Below are 19,721 nucleotides of genomic sequence, written 5' to 3'. Positions count from 1 at the left end.
TCTATCAGTCAGATGGTAACATCTGACTGCACACCAACTCCGAACTTAAAGCTCTCCGTTCCTCTTTCTTAAAAACCACTCTACTCCCAGCAAAATCAAAATTAAGCCGAACAGCCATTTCATGCTAATCAGTTCATCGTATTTACGGTCTTCGTAACTGATGGTTTTAATATTTTCATTTTTGGCAATCTCATCAACTATTTTGAGCAGATTTTCAGGCATAAACAATTTACCATTGCTTTGTTTAGACATCGTATTTAAAAGCTGATGATTGGCTGTGGTTTGCTGAAATTCTGCAATCAACGCGTTCACATAGAAGCTACCTGTAGCAGTGAATTTCTTTCCGCCCAATTCGGTATTAGCTAAATAAGAATAATTACCTGCAGGCATAGTTCCGGCATCCAATTGATAGCCATTTTCCGTTTTAGAAAAAATATAGTTAAAAACTTTACCCGCTTCATTTTTAACCTGAAGATTAACTTCTGACTCGTTTACAGGTTGATAGCTATCGTTATACAGGGTGCCGTTAAACTGGATGGTTTCATTTTCATCGTAAGCCGGCTTTGAAGTAAACACCTTAAACCTACGTTTATCATCCTTAACAGAAAGGTATTGAACTGTTTTCGAAATCAGATCGTTCAAAACTGACTGATTACTTTCATTTTCTGCTTCAGAGAGTTTCCAGCGCCAAAGCCCCTCTCCCATTAAATAACCTGTCTTTAAACCATTTTCATTCGCAAAGAATAACAATGGCTGTTGTGTACTTACTTTACCAATACGTTGATTAAAAACAGGTGTTGCGCCCGCATTTACCGTTAACCTCCCGAAAGGACTTAACAAGGGATCGAAGGATGAAAACTGTTTTTTATCCTCTTCACTAAGGTTGAAACTCGTAAATCCATTGGCAAAATCAGCATAAACTTCCTGAATGGAACCATTGGCAGCGCCTAAGTTGACCTGATTTTGGATTTGATTAAAAGCATTTATATTACTCTGCGCGCCCAGAATGTACCAGATCGGTTTCTTTAGCCCAGTTAATTTCTTTAAAAATGCAGATGAAATGTTTTGGGCATCTGGCAATTGATACAACACGATTAAATCGAATTTAGACGGATCTGTTGTATTTAAATCATCGGCAAGTGCCAGTTTAGCTTCGTAGTGTTTATTGAGTGAAATAGCTTCCTTTAATACTCCTAAATCGGGATGTGGTGCAGCCGCTGCCAGCAATACTTTTTGTCTGCCATCAATAACTTCTACATAAAAAGTCTGAACATTATTCCGGGTAGTGATCTCATTTTTTAAAGCGCCTAGCTGCACCGTATATTTCTGAACGCCAATTTTACCCGCATGAATTTTAACAGGAATCGTTTTAACAAAAGAACTTCCATTAATGGCTATGTTCTGTTGCTCAATCTTAGCGCCATTTTGACTTACCGTTAAAGAAGTGCTTTCCCCATCACTTTGGAAAGCCTGAACCTGAACTTCGATGGTAAAATCATCATCCAAATAAACTATGTTGTTGTAATTTACATTCGAAATCAATACATCACGCTTTGGAATACTATCACCCAGGGCAATCGTGTATACCGGGGCATTAATCTGATTAACACTATATAGCGGATTTCCACCGTGATTAAAAATACCATCGGTAGCTAAAATAATGGCACCAACGTTTCGATTGGTATATTCATCTCTAACTTTCTGAAAAAAAGCCGAGGCATCTGTTAATTTTCCCTGATTTTTAAAGTCGAAACCATCTGCCACCTGATCTCCAAAGTGAAGCGTTTTCACCTCATACTTATCTGATAGTTTATCTTGCAGTGTCTTAAGATTTTTCTCGTATAGTTTTTGGTCGAAACCTGCAGCCTTAACCTGACCTACAGAAAGAGAATTATCCTGTCCGATAATAATTACAGGTTTATCTAGCGTGTAATTTAATGTTTTAATGAGCGGTGCAAATATTAACCAGGCAATGGTGCTAACCACAATAATCCGTAATGCAGTTAAGCCATACTGAAGCTTTTTATCTAAATTTTTATTACCACGATAAAGCAACCAGGCATACAAAACGCCCAATGCCAAGCAACCCAGAAAATACAAAATAGAAGTACCCGAAAAAAAACTATTCATACTTTTATAAAGATGGTAATTTTGGGGAAATTTTCAAGGTTATTAACCGCAAAGCACACAAAGAATTTACGCAAAGTATCGCAAAGACATTATTCATCGTTCATTGCCTAAACTCTGCGTTCTTTACGCCTTAGTGATAACGAAATCTCAGCGGCCTTTGCGGTAAAAAATTATAAATTCATTAGCTTTAACCAAACCAAAATTTATGAAATTAATCTGTTTAACGTTTCTACTGTCTCTAAGCCTTATGGTAAATGCCCAAAATAATTTTAAAGCCACTCAAATTAAATTTGAAAGAGTAGAAAAGGCCTACAATGAAAAATGGGAAACATTGAGAAAATTTGTTCTGGCAGGTGGCTATGGCGATCAGTTTTCGATGTTGATCAATGCCTATAAAACGGAAGGAAAACTTGAAGTATGGTTAAAGAATAATTCGGCTAAAACCTATTCGTTATTTAGAACTTACGATTTCTGTGCGCATTCTGGCAATATTGGCCCAAAAGTGATTGAAGGTGATGGACAAACACCTGAAGGTTTCTACTACGTTAATGTTTTTAATCCCATGAGTAATTTCCATCTATCATTAGGTGTAAACTATCCAAATACAGTAGATTATGCGAGAACCGGAAAAGACAGAAAACCAGGAAGTGACATCTACATTCATGGTAATTGTGTAACGGTTGGTTGTATTCCTTTAACCGACGAAAAAATTAAAGAAGTTTATATTTTAGGCGTTGAAGCCAGAAATGCTGGTCAGGAGAAGATTCCAGTTAACATTTATCCTTTCAAAATGACGGATGGTAATATGAAGAAATACATTGCTCAATTCCCTGCACAGGCCAGCTTTTGGAAATCGTTGCAACCAGGATATTTAGCTTTTGAAAAGAGTAAAAATCAAGCAAGCATTACTGAAGCTAAAGGAAAATACGTTATTAAATAGTTGGAATGTTAAAAAGTTGGAATGTTCTAAGGTTCCGCTTCCAAAACCTTTCAACCTTCCAACCTTTCAATCTCTTAACCCTTCTCTTACAGCATTCCGCCGCAAACAGATAAAGTTTGACCAGTTACATAAGCACTCATATCTGAGGCTAAGAAAACGCAAACATTGGCAATATCTTCAGTTTCTCCGGCACGTTTTAATGGAATATCTTTTTCCCAGCCTTCAACAACTTTCGGATCAAGAATATCTGTCATTTCGGTACGGATAAAGCCTGGCGCAACTACGTTGGCACGGATATTCCTCGAACCCAGTTCTTTAGCGATTGATTTAGTAAAACCGATGATCCCCGCTTTAGATGCAGCATAATTTGCTTGCCCCGCATTACCTGTAGTACCCACAATAGACCCCATATTAATAAAAACACCTTTACGGGCTTTCATCATTACTTTAGAAGCCGCTTTGGTTACATTGAAGATCGATTTTAAGTTAATGTTGATTACATCATCCCAGTTTTCTTCACTCATACGCATCAATAAACCATCTTTAGTGATGCCCGCGTTATTTACTACAATATCAATAGTACCAAACTCAGCTACAATATCATTGATTAATTGTTCAGCTTCAGCAAATTTAGAAGCATCAGAACGATAACCTTTAACTTTTGTTCCGAAGCTTTGTAATTCCTGCTCTAGAGCTTCGCCTTTTTCTACTGATGATAAATAGGTAAAAGCTACATTAGCGCCCTGCTCGGCAAATTTTTCAGCTATTTTACGGCCGATTCCTTTAGACGCGCCTGTAATTAATGCTGTTTTTCCTTCTAATAATTTCATTTGTTTTTTATAGTTTGTCAGTCTGAGCCTGTCGAAGACCGAACATTTAATTTATTTTTTATAGTTTGATAATCTTACAATTTCATTCCAATCTTCATTGAATAAAGCTTCTTTTTTCTTTCTACTCCATCCCTTAATCTGCTTTTCAAAATTTATTGCATCTTCTATTAGGTCAAATCTTTGATAATATTTTAATACCACAGGCCTTCTTGAAAAGGTATAGGCCAAAATATTTTCTCCACTATTATGCTGCGAAAGTCTAGTTTCTAAATCATTTGTTACTCCAACATAATAACTCTTATCAGTGCATTCCAAAATATAGACAAAATAATTATGTACTCTCGTCATAAATAATTTTAGCAGGTTAAAGTTACAAAAAATTATTTCTCGAAGATACTCTGTTAAGTTTATCGAAACACTTCAAACAGTCCTTCGACAGGCTCAGGATGACAACACCGCAAGATTGACTAATGACTTTTGACTAAGGACTCAAGACTAAACAGCCGGTTCCTGCTGACTCAAACAATGGAAACTTCCCAGTCCCCAAATAATATCTACAGAGTTTATACCGATCACTTTCCGGTCAGGGAAACAGCCCTGAATAATTTCAAGTGCTTTTTCATCATTTACATCGTCAAAAATCGGAACAATTACAGCCGCATTAGCAATATAAAAGTTTGCATAGGATGCTGGCAAACGGGTATCTTCATGGATCACAGGTAATGGCATAGGCAATTGAACAATATTCAATGCTCTGCCATCTTTCAGTTTCATTGCTTTTAAAGCCTCTAAGTTCTCTTGTAATAAAATATAGTTCTCATCCAGCGGATTGCTTTCTACGACGGTTAAAACCGTATCCTCATTTACAAAACGGGTAATATCATCAATGTGACCGTCGGTATCGTCGCCAACAATTCCATCTCCTAACCATAATACCTGCTCCTGGCCATAATATTCAAGTAAATATTGCTCAATCTGCGCTTTGGTTAAATGTGGATTACGGTTTTTGTTCAACAAACAAGCAGTCGTAGTTAAAACTGTTCCGGCACCATTAAATTCTACCGAACCACCTTCCATCACAATATCTGGTGTAAATAGAGGTAAATTAAAATGTTTCGCGATTTTTGTTGGCACCACATCATCCAGTTCGAACGGAGGGTATTTCCCGCCCCAGGCGTTATATCCCCAATCTACAACAGCCTTTTCATTCCCTTTTAGCAAAAATGCAGGACCATGATCACGGCACCAGGCATCGTTGGTTTCATTGAAATAAAATTCAATCTGGCTTAAATCGGCATCTACTTTTGTTAATTCAGAAATAGCAAAAGCTTTCATTTCTTCATCTTTCACATTGATACGCACTTTTTCACCTTCGGCGACAGCCTTAATAAACTGGCAGTATGGTGCGTAAATGGTTTCAATTTTACCAGGCCAACTCTCCTCTTTATGCGGCCAGCTTAGCCAGGTTGCCTCGTGTTTAGCCCACTCGGCAGGAAAGATATAACCTTGTTGCTTTGGAGAATAATCGAATTGATTGATATTTAAATCTTTTTTAGGAGGAAAGTTTGACATAGTTTTAAAGTCCGAAAGTCGGGCGTCCGAAGTCGGATGATTTAGTGTGTTATTTTTTAAGTCCGAAAGTCGGATGCCCGAAGTCGGAAGTTTAAATGTTTATTTTAATCGCCCGTATCATCGGACTCCGGTCTCCTGACATCCGACTTAACTTAACGATTTGATTAAAGCAGAAATCATGATCAAAATTTCTTCGCAGGCCTGATAATGTTTCTGAAATATTTCCTCTGTAATGTAGCCTCTTCTTATTGCCAAGTGTAAACAGTTCACGACTTCTATATCAGACCGTAAAGAATATCTTAAAAATCTACAGAATTCAGGGTTACTTTGACCTGTACTCCCCTCAGCAATGTTCATTGAAATGGAATCCGCAGCACGCTTAACTTGCGATGTTAAAACATAAATCTCTTCTTTTGGAAAAGTTTTTGTCATTTTATCAATCTCATCAGCCAAATCTAAAGCCTTTTGCCAAACCTTAAGTTTTTCAAATTTGAATGCCATTTTTAGTCCGAGGTTAGTGGTCCGAAGTCCGATGTCATAGTTTACATTAATACCACAACAAATTACAACTTCCTACAGTTCAATCCAAATATTTAGGACTTACTGCATTAAGCACCTCTCCTCCTGTTCACGATCTCTAACTTCTATGGGCCTTCAAAATTTTGGCACCTTGTAATTATGCGCTTTGACCTCCGTCTTCGGTCTCCCAACCTCCGACTTATTAATCCCCGTCAATATATCTTTTCGTAATCGGCTGATAAGAATCAATTCTTCTGTCTCTTAAGAAAGGCCAGTGCTTACGGAAGAAATCAGATTCTGACAAATCCAGTTCAACCACTTCAGTTTCTTCTAAATCGTGAGAACCTAAATAAAGTATCTTACCTTGTCCGTTTGTGGCGAAACTTCCACCCCAGAATTTCATCGCACCATCTTGCTCAAAACCCACACGGTTTACACTCACCACCGGTATACCATTCGCAACCGCATGCGAACGTTGGATGGTTTGCCATGCATTGTATTGATCTTGATTGGTTTCTTCGTCCTGATCGGTAGCCCAGCCAATTGCAGTTGGATAAAACATGATATCTGCACCCATTAACGCTGTAATACGTGAAGCCTCTGGATACCATTGATCCCAACAGATCAGGATACCAATTTTAGCAAACTTGGTTTGAAAAACCTTGTAGCCTAAATCGCCTGGAGTGAAATAGAATTTTTCGTAAAAAGCAGGATCATCAGGAATATGCATCTTTCGATATTTACCCAAATATGAACCGTCGGCATCTAAAACGGCTGTGGTATTGTGATACAAACCTTCAGCACGTTTCTCAAACAAGGAAGCAATAATTACAACACCCAATTCTTTGGCTACAACCTGCAAAGCATCGGTAGATGGACCCGGAATTGCTTCTGCCAGATCAAAATTATCGTAATCTTCTACATCGCAGAAATATAGCGAAGTAAAAAGCTCTTGCAAACATACAATCTGCGCACCTTTTGCAGCTGCTTCCCTTACTTTCGAAATTGCTTTATCTAAATTCTCTTGCTTATCTTTAGTACAGCTCATCTGCACCAAGCCAACATTTACTTTCTTCATGTTTTTTGAAATGAGAGAATGAGAGAATGATTAATTGAGAGAATGTTATTGTACTTATAAACCACATTCACTCATTCAAAAATTCATTCATCCAAAATTAGGCTGCAAAGTTACTATTTTGTTTAAAAGTAGAACGGCATAATTGTGTAATTGTTTTTCTGTTTTAGGAAAAGCAAAGGCATCATTTCAAACGGTTGTCAGTCGGGCTATCCATTATAGCTCCGATGAAAAATCGGAGGCTGCCATTCCTATCCCGTTTAGGTGGCGTGGTTATTTGCAGCTATTAATGTTAACCCACCTGCCAAAAGCGATTCCCTCCCCGAAGTTATTATTTCGAGTGGAAAAAACATTGTCATCCTGAGGGTTAATTTCTTGTATAAAAATCAATATTAATGACGTATATAATTGACTGTTTTTTTACCCTACAGCTCATGCTTTCCTCGGCTCACCGCCGCCGATGGGCTCTTTCTTTTTGGCGTCAAAAAGAAACAAAAAACGCCGGCTGAAAATTTTTCTTTCGAAGTTAGTGGGTTGGCTCTCTCGGTGAAGCCCGAAAAATTTGTTAGGCCGGATTTAAGTAGAACGGGGATGCGGTGCTACGGCCTAGTTGGGTGGAAATACACAGTCGGCATAACACTCATATTTAAATGGTTACAAAATAACGTCAATGGTAGCTTATCGAAGGACCAAATGTTTTTTATTTTCGATTATAAAAGGTCTTCGACTACTTGTCCCGACTTTCTTCCTATCGTGTGGACACATCTTCTTGGCACGGGTTTTTTAGGCGTTATGCTAGCTTGCCTTAATAACACACAGGTTTTACCGAAGAACGCCGTCAATCCCAAGGGCCAAGGAAATCAAAAAAACAGTTGCAGAAAAGAACAAATAGCATTACCAAACCTAAAACGCAGTGGTTTTGTGTTCATAGAGGTTGATTAAAGCTTTAATAAGTATTGAACACAAAACGAAGTGCCGCTGTTTTTTTGATGTGAGCAGGGTTGTGTAAAAGGCCCATTGCTGGATTGACAGAGCGCTTTGGGTACTTTGGCGCTCCAAAGTATCATGCCACCGCGGCATAGAGCGGAATAATCAATGTTTGCGTTTAATTGATGTTTCTTTGCGAAATGACTACCTTTTAGTAGCTGGAAAGATGCTGACCACGAAGTAGCTATTAGGCCTTTAAAACAATAAAAACTGCTAATAAAATAAATTCAGCATGACAATCGCCTTAGGAATGTGTGCTAAAAACAAATATAGGATTAACAAAAGATGTGTCCACACGATAGGACTTTCTTAGGGAGGCTCAGACAGACAATTATGCTTAAGTAATAAAATTTAGGAGGGTGATAAAATGAAAAAGCCCCGATTCTCATCGAGGCTTTCAATTAAAACTTGAGGGTCAAAAACCACCACCAACCTTCCTCCTTGAAATAAGGAGGGCAGTTAACCAAATTAAGGGTTAATATTATCCTTTTTAGGTTTTGGCTTTGTTTCTACAATTTCTGCAACGGCTACCACTTCTTTACGTGCCTGAGGGTCCATTAACTCCATCAGTTTCAAGCCCAATAAGCCATCCATTGCTGAACCACCATGATTTCCCCCACTGCCACCAATCAGTACATCAGGGATCAATTTCACATTACCTTTTGATAACTCTTCGGTAATTTTATAACGGGTAAAGTTTTCACCACCCAAAGCTTTCACGGCAAGTTCATAGGCTTCAGCAGTTGATTTACCCACGGCTAAAATTTTACCTGCTTCTGCACTACCGGTTAACGAAATCTGTTCAGCTTCTGCCGATGCTCTTAATTTAATGGCTTCTGAATCTGCCTGTGCTCTTGCTTTTGTTGCTTCTGCCTCGGCATGTGCCCTCATTTTTGTGGCCTCAGCCTCTGCCCCTACTGCTAGTTTTACACCAGCGGCATCACCTTCCGATTTTTTCACGGTTGCACTCGCCGTACGTTCAGCAATCTCAACACTTTGTTGTGCCTTTACGATATCTTTCTGCATATCGGCAATTGCAGTTTCTTTCTCCATCCCTTGGCGGGTTTCCTGTGCCTGTTTTTGGGTTTCGTAAGTAACCTTTTGCTCTTCCGCAATTTTACGGTCGGTTAAGGTTTTCATTAACGATTCTGGCGGAACAATGTCACCGATCAAAGTATCGACCGCATTTACGTTATATTCGTCAAGCACTTTACGGATATGCTCTTTTGCCGATTCCTGACGCTCTTTACGGGTACTCAAAAAAGCAATTACATCACTACCCTGTGCGGAGTTACGGAAATAGTTACCAATTGTAGGCTCTAAAACCTGTGAAACCAGATTTACCATGTTACCAAAACGGGCAATTACTTTCGGCGCTTCGGTTGTGGGCACGTGGATAATCTGTGCCACATCTAAATTAAAGGGGAAACCATCTTTAGAACGTACGGTAATAGTTGATAGGTTTTTATCCAGATTGTGCGCCTCGCTGCGTGCTGATGCCCAGTTTAACACCAAATTGGTTGTCGGCACCAGCTCTACCTTCATAATGTATTTATTAATCGGATATTTACCCGGGCCAAGCGGTTCGAGCCAAACACCTTTAGAACCTTTTGCAACAATATTACCATGTTTAAAGTCTGCACCGGTTAAATCGTTTCCATCTGTACCAATAAACGAGATTACAACGCCTACATAACCAATTGCGATTTCCGTCATCGGAATTTCCTCCAATTGGATTGCCCACGGGTTTAAGTTGTAAGAACCGGCCAAAATAACTTGTGGTTGCAAACCGCGGTTACCTCCATTTTTGATAAAATTATCAAAGTTCTGGAAATTGTTGTGGCCTTCCACCAGTTTACCTGCGATCTGATTGGCCTCAATCGGCAAACCATCCAGGGTTGTGACAATACCCACCATACTTTCCTGAATCCGGATCATATCGGTAACAGAAACCTGAAACAGCATCGTATTGATACGATAAGAACCCGAGGTAATGTAGGAGGTTTGCCGGCCACGCTGACCGCCATTGTCGAGAAATTTCACGGCATCCTGAAAATTATCAGATTCTACCCGCTGTCCGAGGATATTTCCTGTCGGGATTTCTGAACCATCCTTGGCCATAATGAGTCCGATTTTACCTTCGGGAATAATGGTAAACTGTTCCATCGTTACGCTGTACTGCCAAAACCACATCCCGAAATACAATCCTGGCGCCAGTGTTTTTCCCTGGAAACCAGCTTCACCTTTAACCGCGATAATCCGGCCATCGGGCAGTTCACGATCGGAACCAAAGAGCACGAATTTTTTGGTAATTAAGCCGATTCTATCTTCGGGTACAATGACCATCCCGAATAAGAAACGTAAAATATATTTGTATAAAACTACGCACAACAGTGCCACTAAAACCCACCAATAATTAGAAATGAGCGCTTCCATAATCTTTTATGTTTTTCTATTTTTTTACCCTGATAAACCATTTATCAAGCATGATATTGATAGCAAACGATGTGCTTTGTTACCATATTTAACACTTATTTTTCAACTATTTTTTATCAGCCCTAAGACCTCAAAGATGACTCAGGATTGAGTCGGAGCGAAATACCATCTGCAGATGACATTTTCAGGAATACCTCAACTCAACACTTATAAACCGCAAAAACTAACCTTTTAGGTTTTGGGAACCAGCTGGCGGAATTTTAATTGTATAAATAACAATTAATGATGAAAAACTGTCCTTTTTTGGGCCTATATCAACTGACTAAATTGGAGTACACTTATTCGGAAACTTTTATGCTGAACCAAAGAATTGAAGATATTAATTATCTTTATTACAAAATGTGATCAGACATGGGCTTTGTTGAAGATTTTACAGATGACTATATAAAACCCTTCGGAGCACTAATCGTACTGGTTACTTTCTCTATTTATACGCGAATTGCCTTATGTATTTATCTGGTCTCTAGCGACCCGATTTCAGTTGAATTTAAATTTCTCGCCGTTATTATATTCTGTATCCCAATTTTGAGGTATGTTTTTCATTTGGTTACCAAAACCAATATGCCAGATGGTTCAAATATGTTTACGCTGTGTATTTTACCAATATTATATGTTTTCTTGATTTCTCGCATATTGTCTATTTATGATTTCCACCTGCTATTCGGATTATTCATATTATTTTTACCATTGGCGGTTTATTATGTCTTCGTTATTTCTGAGCACCGTTACCCTGATAACCGGATACGTTTTTTAACTACCCTTTGTTTCTATCTCCTACCATTTTTGTTTGTTATTAACTACGCATTCGACTTTTCTAAGCCGATTATTAATAGATATTATGTAATTGATAAGTCGGAGATTACTAATTTCACTTATTCTGCAGATGATGGAGGAACCGGAAGGGATGCAGATTATTATTTATATTTAATAGATGCAGACTCAGGTGTTCCGCCTCCGAGGTGGGTAGATATTACTAAAAATGTAAATGATAATTCCAATTATTTTCGCATCAATACATCCGTAACTATTGAAAATGAAACCTATAAAATATTTGATAAGAAAAAAGAAGTTGATACCATGAGCAGTGGAGCAACACATTTTAAGTATTACTTTCTATTGCAAAAAGACATGGGTTATAAGCGTATCAATGTAGATTGGAAAGTATATAATAGGGTGAAAAAAGGGCATTATGTTTTTAGAGAAATACAAAGGGGTCTTTTGGGTATCAATAGAACAGCTTATAGATAATCTTATATTATTATGAACATAAAAGAAGAGTATCTAGAACCCATTACAGATTTTTTATTTTCTATATATACCCGGTTGCTTTATGCTTTTTCCACTATTTATGGGTCCGTTTGACCAGAAAAACCTCAAGAATTATGAAAAGAAGGAAGTTGATGAAGAAATATATAATGCATCTGTAAACAATCAATATATACATATTCACACACATCCGGGCTTACTGGGGATTGCATGGATAACTTATCATTATTAGGTAGCTAAAACCGCAATCAAAGCGCATAAATAAAAAGATTTTCAGAAAAGAGCAGAACTCAGGTTAGCTAAACCCGATTGCACGAATGCCGATTCCTCCTAATCGGCAGAAGGAAAAGCGGGACAGGAACCAACCCAAAAGCGCTGGAACCTGCTTTTCAAATTATTTTCCTAAATATTATGCTGGTTGATGATTCACAAACGATTAACAGATTCGGTCTGTGAGCCACAGACCGTGGAAGCCGGCAACGAAGATCATAAATTTATATGCCTATTTCTACACGGTATTCCTGCTGTAACTCAAATAAACATTTGGCACACAGACAACCATCGTACAGTTCGGAGATGTATTGTACTTCGTTTATACTAAGCTGTACAACACTGCATTGGCACTTGGTATATGAATTTGCCTTGCACTCAATAGCATTATTACATCGCTCGCAAGGAATGATTTCATGTTTGGCGCTATGTTTTAAGGTATTGTTCATTTGTTCACTGGTCATTAGTTCACTGGGGTTTGGCGCTTTAAAAAACTAATGAACCAATGGCTAATGAACTAAGAACCATTACAAAAGTATAAACAAAAAATAAGGTTTTGAGCGTTTGCCCAAAACCTTACGATATGATTAGATTCGTCATCCTGAACTTGTTTCAGGATCTATGTTGTGCAGATGCTGAACTAAATTCAGCATGACGACTGCGCGGGACTAGCCTGAGCAGCTGATACAGCCTTCTTCCATCGAACAAACTGGTCCGTCAACGATTTCTTCAGCAACCTGATCTTGTGTCATTTCAGCTGGGATAACCGCTTCAATGGCTTTACCACCCTGGTTCTCTACAGTAAATTTAACTGCCTGAGATGCTGCCTGAGTACGTAAGTAGTACATACCGGTTTTCAAACCTTTCTCCCATGCATAAAAGTGCATTGAAGTTAATTTCGAAGTATTCGGTGCGTTTACGAACAAGTTTAACGATTGCGATTGGCAGATATAAGCACCACGATCGGCAGCCATATCGATGATATTACGCATCTTGATCTCCCAAACGGTTTTATACAATTCTTTGATGTAATCTGGAATTGAATCAATCCCCTGAATTGAACCGTTAGCCAATATGATCTGGTTTTTCATATCGTTGTTCCACAATCCTAATGCTACTAAATCTTTCAATAAGTGTTTGTTTACCACTACAAACTCTCCACTTAACACACGGCGGGTATAAATATTAGAAGTATATGGTTCGAAACATTCGTTGTTACCTAAAATCTGAGAAGTAGATGCAGTTGGCATTGGTGCAACCAATAATGAGTTGTACACACCATCTTTAACTACTTTTTTGCGCAATGCGTTCCAGTCCCAACGGCCACTATCTGGTGTAACATTCCATAAATCGAACTGGAATTTACCTTTTGATAATGGAGAACCTTTAAAGGTTTGGTAAGGACCATTTTTCACAGCCAAATCGTGCGAAGCCGTCATTGAAGCGAAATAAATCGTCTCGAAAATATCTTTATTTAAACGTTTAGCCTCATCACTTTCGAAAGGTAAACGCAATAAGATAAAGGCATCAGCCAAACCTTGCACACCTAAACCAACCGGACGGTGACGCATGTTTGAGTTTTCGGCTTCTGGAACTGGATAATAGTTATGGTCGATGATCTTGTTCAGGTTTAAAGTAGCCTGATACGTTACATCGTATAATTTTTGGTGATCGAAAGCACCGTTGATTACGAAACGAGGCAATGCCAATGAAGCTAAGTTACAAACTGCAACTTCATCTTTAGAGGTATACTCGATAATTTCGGTACACAAGTTAGAACTTTTGATGGTACCTAAGTTCTGTTGGTTAGATTTGCTGTTTGCTGCATCTTTAAACAACATGTAAGGCGTACCGGTTTCAATCTGAGAATCTAAAATAGCAAACCAAAGTTCCTGTGCTTTAATCGTTTTACGGCCACGGCCTTCTGCTTCGTATTTAGCGTATAATTCTTCGAATTCCTTACCGAAACAATCGGCCAAACCTGGTGCTTCGTGCGGGCAGAATAATGTCCAATCGCCATTATCTTTAACACGTTGCATAAATAAATCGTTAATCCAAAGGGCATAAAACAAATCGCGCGCACGCATTTCTTCTTTACCATGGTTTTTACGAAGATCTAAGAATTCGAAAACATCTGCATGCCAAGGCTCTAAATAAATAGCAAAGGCACCTTTACGTTTACCTCCACCCTGATCTACGTAACGGGCAGTATCGTTAAATACACGTAACATTGGGATGATACCGTTACTTGTACCGTTTGTACCACCAATGTATGATCCTGTTGCACGGATATTATGAATACTCAAACCAATACCACCAGCGCTTTGCGAAATTTTAGCCGTTTGCTTTAAAGTATCGTAAATACCTTCGATGCTATCATCCTGCATGGTTAACAAGAAACATGACGACATTTGAGGTTTTGGTGTAGCAGCATTGAACAGGGTTGGTGTAGCGTGCGTAAACCAACGCTCGCTCATCAAATTATAGGTTTTGATTGCGCTTTCGATATCTTCTTTGTGGATACCAACAGAAACACGCATAAACAAATGTTGCGGGCGCTCTACAATCTGACCGTTAACTTTTAAAAGGTAAGATTTTTCTAAAGTTTTAAAACCGAAATAATCGAAACCGAAATCGCGGTCATAAATGATAGAACTATCTAAAATGTCCTTGTTTTTTTCTATAATCTCATAAACATCATCAGCGATAAGCGGTGCCGCTTTCTGCGCTTTCGGGTCGAAATATTCGTACAACATTTTCATCGTACCCGAGAATGATTTAGTGGTGTTTTTATGTAGGTTGGAAACCGCAATGCGCGATGCCAGCAAAGCGTAATCAGGGTGTTTGGTTGTTAACGAGGCAGCAGTTTCTGCAGCAAGGTTATCCAACTCAGAAGTGGTTACACCATCGTATAAACCTTCGATAACCTTTTTGGCTACATCGATTGGATCTACCAGATCTGAATTTAAACTATAGCACAACTTTTGAATACGAGCTGTGATTTTGTCAAATTGCACCGCTTCTTTGCGGCCATCTCTTTTTAGTACGAACATATTTTATGAGATTAAGTTGTATTATTAAGTCGTGAGTATCAAGTATCAAGACTTAATCATCACTTTTGTATTTTTTGTTATTTATTTAATTGGTATCGAGTAGTGAGTATCAGGTATCGAGGTATAAAACCTTTTGCCATCTACCTTAAAAGTCTTCATCTAAAGAAAACGCCTGTTTGTTATTATCAGCAGAGGTTAATACACCGCTTTTCTGATAATCGCCAACACGTTTCTCGAAGAAGTTGGTTTTACCCTGCAATGAAATCATTTCCATAAAATCGAATGGATTGGTTGCATTGTAGATTTTTTTGTAACCCAGCTCTTGCAACCATCTATCGGCTACGAACTCGATGTACTGACTCATTAATTTTGCATTCATACCAATTAGCGCAACTGGTAAGGCATCAGTAATAAATTCTTTTTCAATTTCTACAGCATCACTAATGATACCATGAACTGCTTCTTCGCTCAATCTATTGCTCAACATGCTGTACAATAAACAAGCAAATTCGCAGTGTGAGCCTTCGTCTCTCGATATCAGCTCGTTACTGAAAGTTAATCCTGGCATTAAGCCACGTTTTTTTAACCAGAAAATAGAGCAGAAACTTCCGCTGAAGAAAATACCTTCAACCGCAGCAAATGCCACTAAACGTTCTGCAAAAGTGCCGTTTTCGATCCATCGTAAAGCCCATTCTGCTTTTCTTTTTACTGCAGGAACAGTATCAATAGCGTGGAACAAACGGTCTTTTTCTTCAGGATCCTTAATATAAGTATCGATTAACAGGGCGTAGGTTTCGGCATGGATGTTTTCCATCATAATCTGGAAACCATAAAAACAACGCGCTTCTGGCAATTGAACCTCACTCATGAAGTTTACTGCAAGATTTTCGTTCACGATACCATCACTAGCAGAAAAGAAAGCAAGGATGTGAGAAATGAAATGTCTTTCGCCATCATTTAAATTGTCCCAGTGTTTCTGGTCGTCAGAAAGATCAATCTCTTCTGCAGTCCAAAAACTAGCTTCGGTCTTTTTATACATTTCCCAAATTGCCGGGTACTTAATCGGCAAAAGCACAAATCTGTCTTTGTTTTCTTGTAGTAATAATTCCTGTTCCATACGCTGATATTTTTAATTCTATTTTAACAGAGCCGACAAAGGCACGCATCCATCAATTTTATATGATGATTGTAATGTCTTTTATCAAAACGCTGTTGTGAAAGTGCTAACCCTATTGCCTGGCAAACAACTGAGTTTTTAGTTAGGAAAATTTAAAATTGCAATCAGAATGATATACTCATAAATTACTAAAAACTAAGCTTTTATATTTGTTTTCAAGCGCAAGAAGTTAAAGAACTTTGTTATAACAAATATATATACGGTGGCCCTTTTTTGTGAATCAAAGTTGTTAACACCCCACCCAATTGCTGGGGAAAAACGATCAGTCGAATATCATTTTCAAGCGAAAAAAAAGCTAATCGTTTCTTTTCAAGGGTTTAGCAAACCAAAATGAGTGTTAATAACTTAAATTTGAGGGATATAATAAGCACTAAATAGAGCTAAACGGAGTATTACTCAACCATATAACTGAGGCTTACTTTAGCTATGCCTTTACTGAAGATACCGATCTGTTTTGCAGCACGTTCGGACAAATCTATAGCCAATCTTTTAGAGAAAGGACCACGGTCATTTACCTTCACTACTACCGATTTTCCGTTATCTGGATTGGTTACTGTAACCATAGTGCCGAATGGCAGGGTACGGTGGGCAGCCGTTAGTTTTTTTGCCCGGTATTTAGCGCCGCTGGTGGTTCGGCGGCCCTCGAATTTTCTGTGGTAATAAGTGGCGAGAACTGTTCTTTTGATGCTATCCGGTTCATTTGATGAATCAGAATTTTGTGCTTTACCTTGTAAAAACAGGAAACAAAAACTTAATAACAGAAGATACTTCATAGGCTAAAATTTTCTTTATCGAGCCTGCAAATATAAGCATTTAGTTTATAATCAATAATTTGTGGAAAAACAGCTTGATTTTGCACATTAAAAAAGGCGTACAACTTATTGCTGTACGCCTCTACCTAACCCTACTATACCCACCTTATTTTTTATCGGGCACGAAATTCATTGAGATTGAATTTACACAATGACGGGTGTCTTTATTGGTAAATCCTTCGCCCAAAAATACGTGACCTAAATGTGCACCGCAGTTGGCACAAACAATTTCTGTACGGGAACCATCGGCATCAGGAATACGCTTTACAGCACCTTTAATTTCGTCGTCGAAAGCAGGCCAGCCACAATGTGCATCGAACTTACTCTCTGAACGGTATAAGGCTGCATTACAACGTTTACAGGTATAAGTTCCTTTATCCGTTGTATGTTCATATTTACCTGTGCCAGGATATTCTGTACCTTTATTTACAATTACTCTTTCTTCTTCGGGTGTTAATGGATTCCAGTTCATTTTCTTCTTTGGTATGATTTGTTCTGTTTCCTTTGATTGTTTTATCTCTTTCTTATCTTGCTTTTGTGCACAAGCAGAAAGGCCTGTTATTAAAACAACAGCAGAAAGCAAAAATAGTTTATTTAACATCGTTTTCATACCTCAATATACGGTATAGATTCAGTTTTGGTTTGCTGGTTTAAGGGAATTACGTTGTATTTACAGAATAATGATAAATGTGTCTTTCTAGTTTGGAGTTGACAGTTAGGAGTTTTCAGTTTTGGGTACAGAGACCTCACCCTGACAAAGTTTGAGCGGTATGTTCTTTTTTGTATTCCCTCTCCTGGAGGAGAGGGAAACGAGGGCTGGTGGTTTAAACCTGAATTTTAGATTCCCGCCTGCGCGGGAATGACGGCATAAGAAGAAAGATGGCAGTAACACCCCAACTTTGTGTTCTTTGCGACTTAGTGGCCGAACACATTCTTCGCGAACTTTGCGGTAAAAAAACAAAAAAAGCGTCCCGAACCTAATCGAAACGCTTTTCTATAATGAGATTTTTAAATCTTATTTTGCTAATTCTTCTGCCATTGCAGCACCGATTTCAGCAGGACTTTCTACTACACGGATACCACACTCACGCATGATTTTCATTTTTGCAGCAGCAGTATCATCAGCACCACCAACAATAGCACCAGCGTGGCCCATTCTACGTCCCGGAGGCGCAGTTTGACCAGCGATGAAACCAACAACAGGTTTAGTACCGTGTTCTTTAATCCAACGGGCAGCTTCAGCTTCCATTCCACCACCAATTTCACCAATCATGATGATACCGTGAGTGTCAGGATCGTTCATTAATAATTTAACAGCCTCTACAGTTGGTGTTCCGATAATTGGATCACCACCGATACCGATAGCCGTTGTAATACCTAAACCAGCTTTAACCACTTGGTCTACCGCTTCGTAAGTTAAAGTTCCTGATTTAGAAACCACACCTACATGACCTTTTTTGAAGATAAATCCTGGCATGATACCAATTTTCGCTTCGTCAGCAGTAATTACACCTGGGCAGTTAGGGCCTATAAGCGTAACATCACGATCAGCAATATATTCTTTAACCTGAATCATATCCTTAGTTGGGATACCTTCAGTAATACAAACAATAACTTTAATACCACCTTCGGCAGCTTCCATAATTGCATCAGCAGCAAAAGCTGGTGGCACAAAAATGATAGATACATTTGCACCCGTTTTATCAACGGCATCTTTAACAGTATTAAAAACAGGCTTTTCTAAATGCAATTGCCCACCTTTGCCAGGCGTTACACCACCAACTACGTTTGTACCATAGGCCAGCATCTGCTCAGCGTGGTAAGTTCCTTCGTTTCCGGTAAAACCCTGAACGATAACCTTAGAATCTTTATTTACTAAAACGCTCATGTATCAATATTTTTTTGTGCAAAGCTAATATTATTGAACTGGAATTCAAATCTAAAACCATATTATTTAGTTCGTTTTTTCAGGAAAATGTAAGGAAATGGTTTATGGCAGCTGGAGTGCGCCATATGTTAAATCTCTTTAATAACTACTGTCATGCTGAGGCACGAAGCATCTGTAGCCGATGAAACAGATACTTCGTGCCTCAGCATGACAACAAATTCAGTGTTGCTGCTAGTAAAAAGTATCCGCCCCTGTTGCCTGGTTGCTGTCGGCAGGCGTTTGGCTATAAAAGATAAATGCTTTTTCGCACCATATTCAGAACAAGCCTTTCAGTTATAAACCTGACAGGAACGGGCATCCCGATTTAAGCACTATTTTTTGCTTTTTATGGTATGCTTGCTTGTTTCACAGGTTTCATCGGGATAAAGTGGATGGCAGGACAGAACCTGACCTAAGTACTACAAACCGTTCGTTTTCAAATCAAAAACATTAAGGCTTAGGGTAAGGAAATGAACAGTCTAGCGCTTTTGGAGGGCTGTACTCCCGCTCTCCGTTCTTTCCGATGAAAAATCGGAACCACTGCGATCGGGTTTAGTAACAAAGTGCTGGTGCTTGTGGCAACATGTCGGGAGCAAGCCTTTCATTATAAACCTGACAGGAACGGCAGCCTCCGATTTAAGCACCAGTTTATGTTATATTTTGGTGT

At 38.7% G+C, this 19,721-nt stretch carries 16 protein-coding genes; 3 read left to right on the top strand and 13 right to left on the bottom strand.

What is annotated here, in order from left to right:
• Positions 1 to 45: 45 nt before the first annotated feature.
• Positions 46 to 2,130 (bottom strand): hypothetical protein, encoded by a 2,085-nt coding sequence (locus tag QF042_RS07245; RefSeq protein WP_307526747.1) that lies wholly within the window; start codon positions 2,128 to 2,130, stop codon positions 46 to 48.
• Between the two features lie 205 nt (positions 2,131 to 2,335).
• Between QF042_RS07245 and QF042_RS07240 the strand changes: the two genes are divergently transcribed.
• Positions 2,336 to 3,070: a murein L,D-transpeptidase family protein gene (locus tag QF042_RS07240; protein WP_307526745.1), complete on the top strand. Its 735-nt coding sequence runs from the start codon at positions 2,336 to 2,338 to the stop codon at positions 3,068 to 3,070.
• An 86-nt stretch (positions 3,071 to 3,156) separates the two neighbouring features.
• Here the strand turns inward: QF042_RS07240 and fabG are convergent, their stop codons facing one another.
• The 6 genes from fabG to QF042_RS07210 form a co-directional block, all read right to left on the bottom strand.
• Positions 3,157 to 3,900, bottom strand: coding sequence for a 3-oxoacyl-[acyl-carrier-protein] reductase (fabG, locus tag QF042_RS07235; protein WP_057933957.1), 744 nt, complete (start codon positions 3,898 to 3,900; stop codon positions 3,157 to 3,159).
• 51 nt (positions 3,901 to 3,951) lie between these two features.
• On the bottom strand, positions 3,952 to 4,248 hold the full coding sequence (locus QF042_RS07230) for a GIY-YIG nuclease family protein (protein ID WP_307526742.1): 297 nt from the start codon (positions 4,246 to 4,248) through the stop codon (positions 3,952 to 3,954).
• Positions 4,249 to 4,395: 147 nt separating this feature from the next.
• Complete coding sequence (locus tag QF042_RS07225) at positions 4,396 to 5,472, bottom strand: agmatine/peptidylarginine deiminase (RefSeq protein ID WP_307526740.1); 1,077 nt, start codon at positions 5,470 to 5,472, stop codon at positions 4,396 to 4,398.
• A 147-nt stretch (positions 5,473 to 5,619) separates the two neighbouring features.
• Complete coding sequence (locus QF042_RS07220) at positions 5,620 to 5,973, bottom strand: four helix bundle protein (protein WP_307526738.1); 354 nt, start codon at positions 5,971 to 5,973, stop codon at positions 5,620 to 5,622.
• A 220-nt stretch (positions 5,974 to 6,193) separates the two neighbouring features.
• Positions 6,194 to 7,069: a carbon-nitrogen hydrolase gene (locus tag QF042_RS07215; RefSeq protein ID WP_307526736.1), complete on the bottom strand. Its 876-nt coding sequence runs from the start codon at positions 7,067 to 7,069 to the stop codon at positions 6,194 to 6,196.
• Positions 7,070 to 8,521: 1,452 nt separating this feature from the next.
• Positions 8,522 to 10,489, bottom strand: coding sequence for an SPFH domain-containing protein (locus QF042_RS07210; RefSeq protein ID WP_307526734.1), 1,968 nt, complete (start codon positions 10,487 to 10,489; stop codon positions 8,522 to 8,524).
• Positions 10,490 to 10,900: 411 nt separating this feature from the next.
• Here QF042_RS07210 and QF042_RS07205 point away from each other — a divergent pair, with 411 nt between their 5' ends.
• Positions 10,901 to 11,797, top strand: a complete 897-nt coding sequence (locus tag QF042_RS07205; protein ID WP_307526732.1) for a hypothetical protein — start codon at positions 10,901 to 10,903, stop codon at positions 11,795 to 11,797.
• Between the two features lie 82 nt (positions 11,798 to 11,879).
• Entirely contained in the window at positions 11,880 to 12,047 is a 168-nt protein-coding gene (locus QF042_RS07200; protein ID WP_307526731.1) for a hypothetical protein, read from the top strand.
• 262 nt (positions 12,048 to 12,309) lie between these two features.
• On the opposite strand, the gene QF042_RS07195 is transcribed toward QF042_RS07200, so the two are convergent.
• From QF042_RS07195 to sucD, 6 genes are all read right to left on the bottom strand, one after another.
• Positions 12,310 to 12,549 carry a cysteine-rich CWC family protein gene (locus QF042_RS07195; protein ID WP_307526729.1) on the bottom strand — a complete coding sequence of 80 codons (240 nt, stop codon included), beginning with the start codon at positions 12,547 to 12,549 and terminating at the stop codon, positions 12,310 to 12,312.
• A 204-nt stretch (positions 12,550 to 12,753) separates the two neighbouring features.
• A complete protein-coding gene (locus QF042_RS07190; RefSeq protein ID WP_307526727.1) occupies positions 12,754 to 15,138 on the bottom strand; it encodes a ribonucleoside-diphosphate reductase subunit alpha in 2,385 nt (794 codons plus the stop codon).
• Positions 15,139 to 15,283: 145 nt separating this feature from the next.
• Positions 15,284 to 16,255: a ribonucleoside-diphosphate reductase small subunit gene (locus tag QF042_RS07185; RefSeq protein WP_307526725.1), complete on the bottom strand. Its 972-nt coding sequence runs from the start codon at positions 16,253 to 16,255 to the stop codon at positions 15,284 to 15,286.
• A gap of 452 nt (positions 16,256 to 16,707) precedes the next feature.
• Positions 16,708 to 17,088 carry a septal ring lytic transglycosylase RlpA family protein gene (locus QF042_RS07180; protein ID WP_307526723.1) on the bottom strand — a complete coding sequence of 127 codons (381 nt, stop codon included), beginning with the start codon at positions 17,086 to 17,088 and terminating at the stop codon, positions 16,708 to 16,710.
• 145 nt (positions 17,089 to 17,233) lie between these two features.
• Positions 17,234 to 17,737, bottom strand: coding sequence for a methionine-R-sulfoxide reductase (locus tag QF042_RS07175; RefSeq protein ID WP_307526721.1), 504 nt, complete (start codon positions 17,735 to 17,737; stop codon positions 17,234 to 17,236).
• A gap of 405 nt (positions 17,738 to 18,142) precedes the next feature.
• A complete protein-coding gene (gene sucD, locus QF042_RS07170; protein WP_307526720.1) occupies positions 18,143 to 19,015 on the bottom strand; it encodes a succinate--CoA ligase subunit alpha in 873 nt (290 codons plus the stop codon).
• Positions 19,016 to 19,721: the final 706 nt, after the last annotated feature.

The organism is Pedobacter sp. W3I1, from assembly GCF_030816015.1.
Lineage (GTDB): Bacteria > Bacteroidota > Bacteroidia > Sphingobacteriales > Sphingobacteriaceae > Pedobacter.
This window is presented reverse-complemented; position numbering and strand designations above follow the sequence as displayed.

Excerpts from the sequence above, each read along its gene's own strand:
- QF042_RS07180 (WP_307526723.1), bottom strand. The coding sequence starts at position 17,088 with ATGAAGTATCTTCTGTTATTAAGTTTTTGTTTCCTGTTTTTACAAGGT.
- QF042_RS07245 (WP_307526747.1), bottom strand. The coding sequence starts at position 2,130 with ATGAATAGTTTTTTTTCGGGTACTTCTATTTTGTATTTTCTGGGTTGC.
- QF042_RS07190 (WP_307526727.1), bottom strand. The coding sequence starts at position 15,138 with ATGTTCGTACTAAAAAGAGATGGCCGCAAAGAAGCGGTGCAATTTGAC.
- QF042_RS07230 (WP_307526742.1), bottom strand. The coding sequence starts at position 4,248 with ATGACGAGAGTACATAATTATTTTGTCTATATTTTGGAATGCACTGAT.
- QF042_RS07175 (WP_307526721.1), bottom strand. The coding sequence starts at position 17,737 with ATGAAAACGATGTTAAATAAACTATTTTTGCTTTCTGCTGTTGTTTTA.
- QF042_RS07200 (WP_307526731.1), top strand. The coding sequence starts at position 11,880 with ATGCTTTTTCCACTATTTATGGGTCCGTTTGACCAGAAAAACCTCAAG.
- sucD (WP_307526720.1), bottom strand. The coding sequence starts at position 19,015 with ATGAGCGTTTTAGTAAATAAAGATTCTAAGGTTATCGTTCAGGGTTTT.
- QF042_RS07240 (WP_307526745.1), top strand. The coding sequence starts at position 2,336 with ATGAAATTAATCTGTTTAACGTTTCTACTGTCTCTAAGCCTTATGGTA.
- QF042_RS07215 (WP_307526736.1), bottom strand. The coding sequence starts at position 7,069 with ATGAAGAAAGTAAATGTTGGCTTGGTGCAGATGAGCTGTACTAAAGAT.
- QF042_RS07220 (WP_307526738.1), bottom strand. The coding sequence starts at position 5,973 with ATGGCATTCAAATTTGAAAAACTTAAGGTTTGGCAAAAGGCTTTAGAT.
- QF042_RS07195 (WP_307526729.1), bottom strand. The coding sequence starts at position 12,549 with ATGACCAGTGAACAAATGAACAATACCTTAAAACATAGCGCCAAACAT.
- fabG (WP_057933957.1), bottom strand. The coding sequence starts at position 3,900 with ATGAAATTATTAGAAGGAAAAACAGCATTAATTACAGGCGCGTCTAAA.
- QF042_RS07225 (WP_307526740.1), bottom strand. The coding sequence starts at position 5,472 with ATGTCAAACTTTCCTCCTAAAAAAGATTTAAATATCAATCAATTCGAT.
- QF042_RS07210 (WP_307526734.1), bottom strand. The coding sequence starts at position 10,489 with ATGGAAGCGCTCATTTCTAATTATTGGTGGGTTTTAGTGGCACTGTTG.
- QF042_RS07185 (WP_307526725.1), bottom strand. The coding sequence starts at position 16,255 with ATGGAACAGGAATTATTACTACAAGAAAACAAAGACAGATTTGTGCTT.
- QF042_RS07205 (WP_307526732.1), top strand. The coding sequence starts at position 10,901 with ATGGGCTTTGTTGAAGATTTTACAGATGACTATATAAAACCCTTCGGA.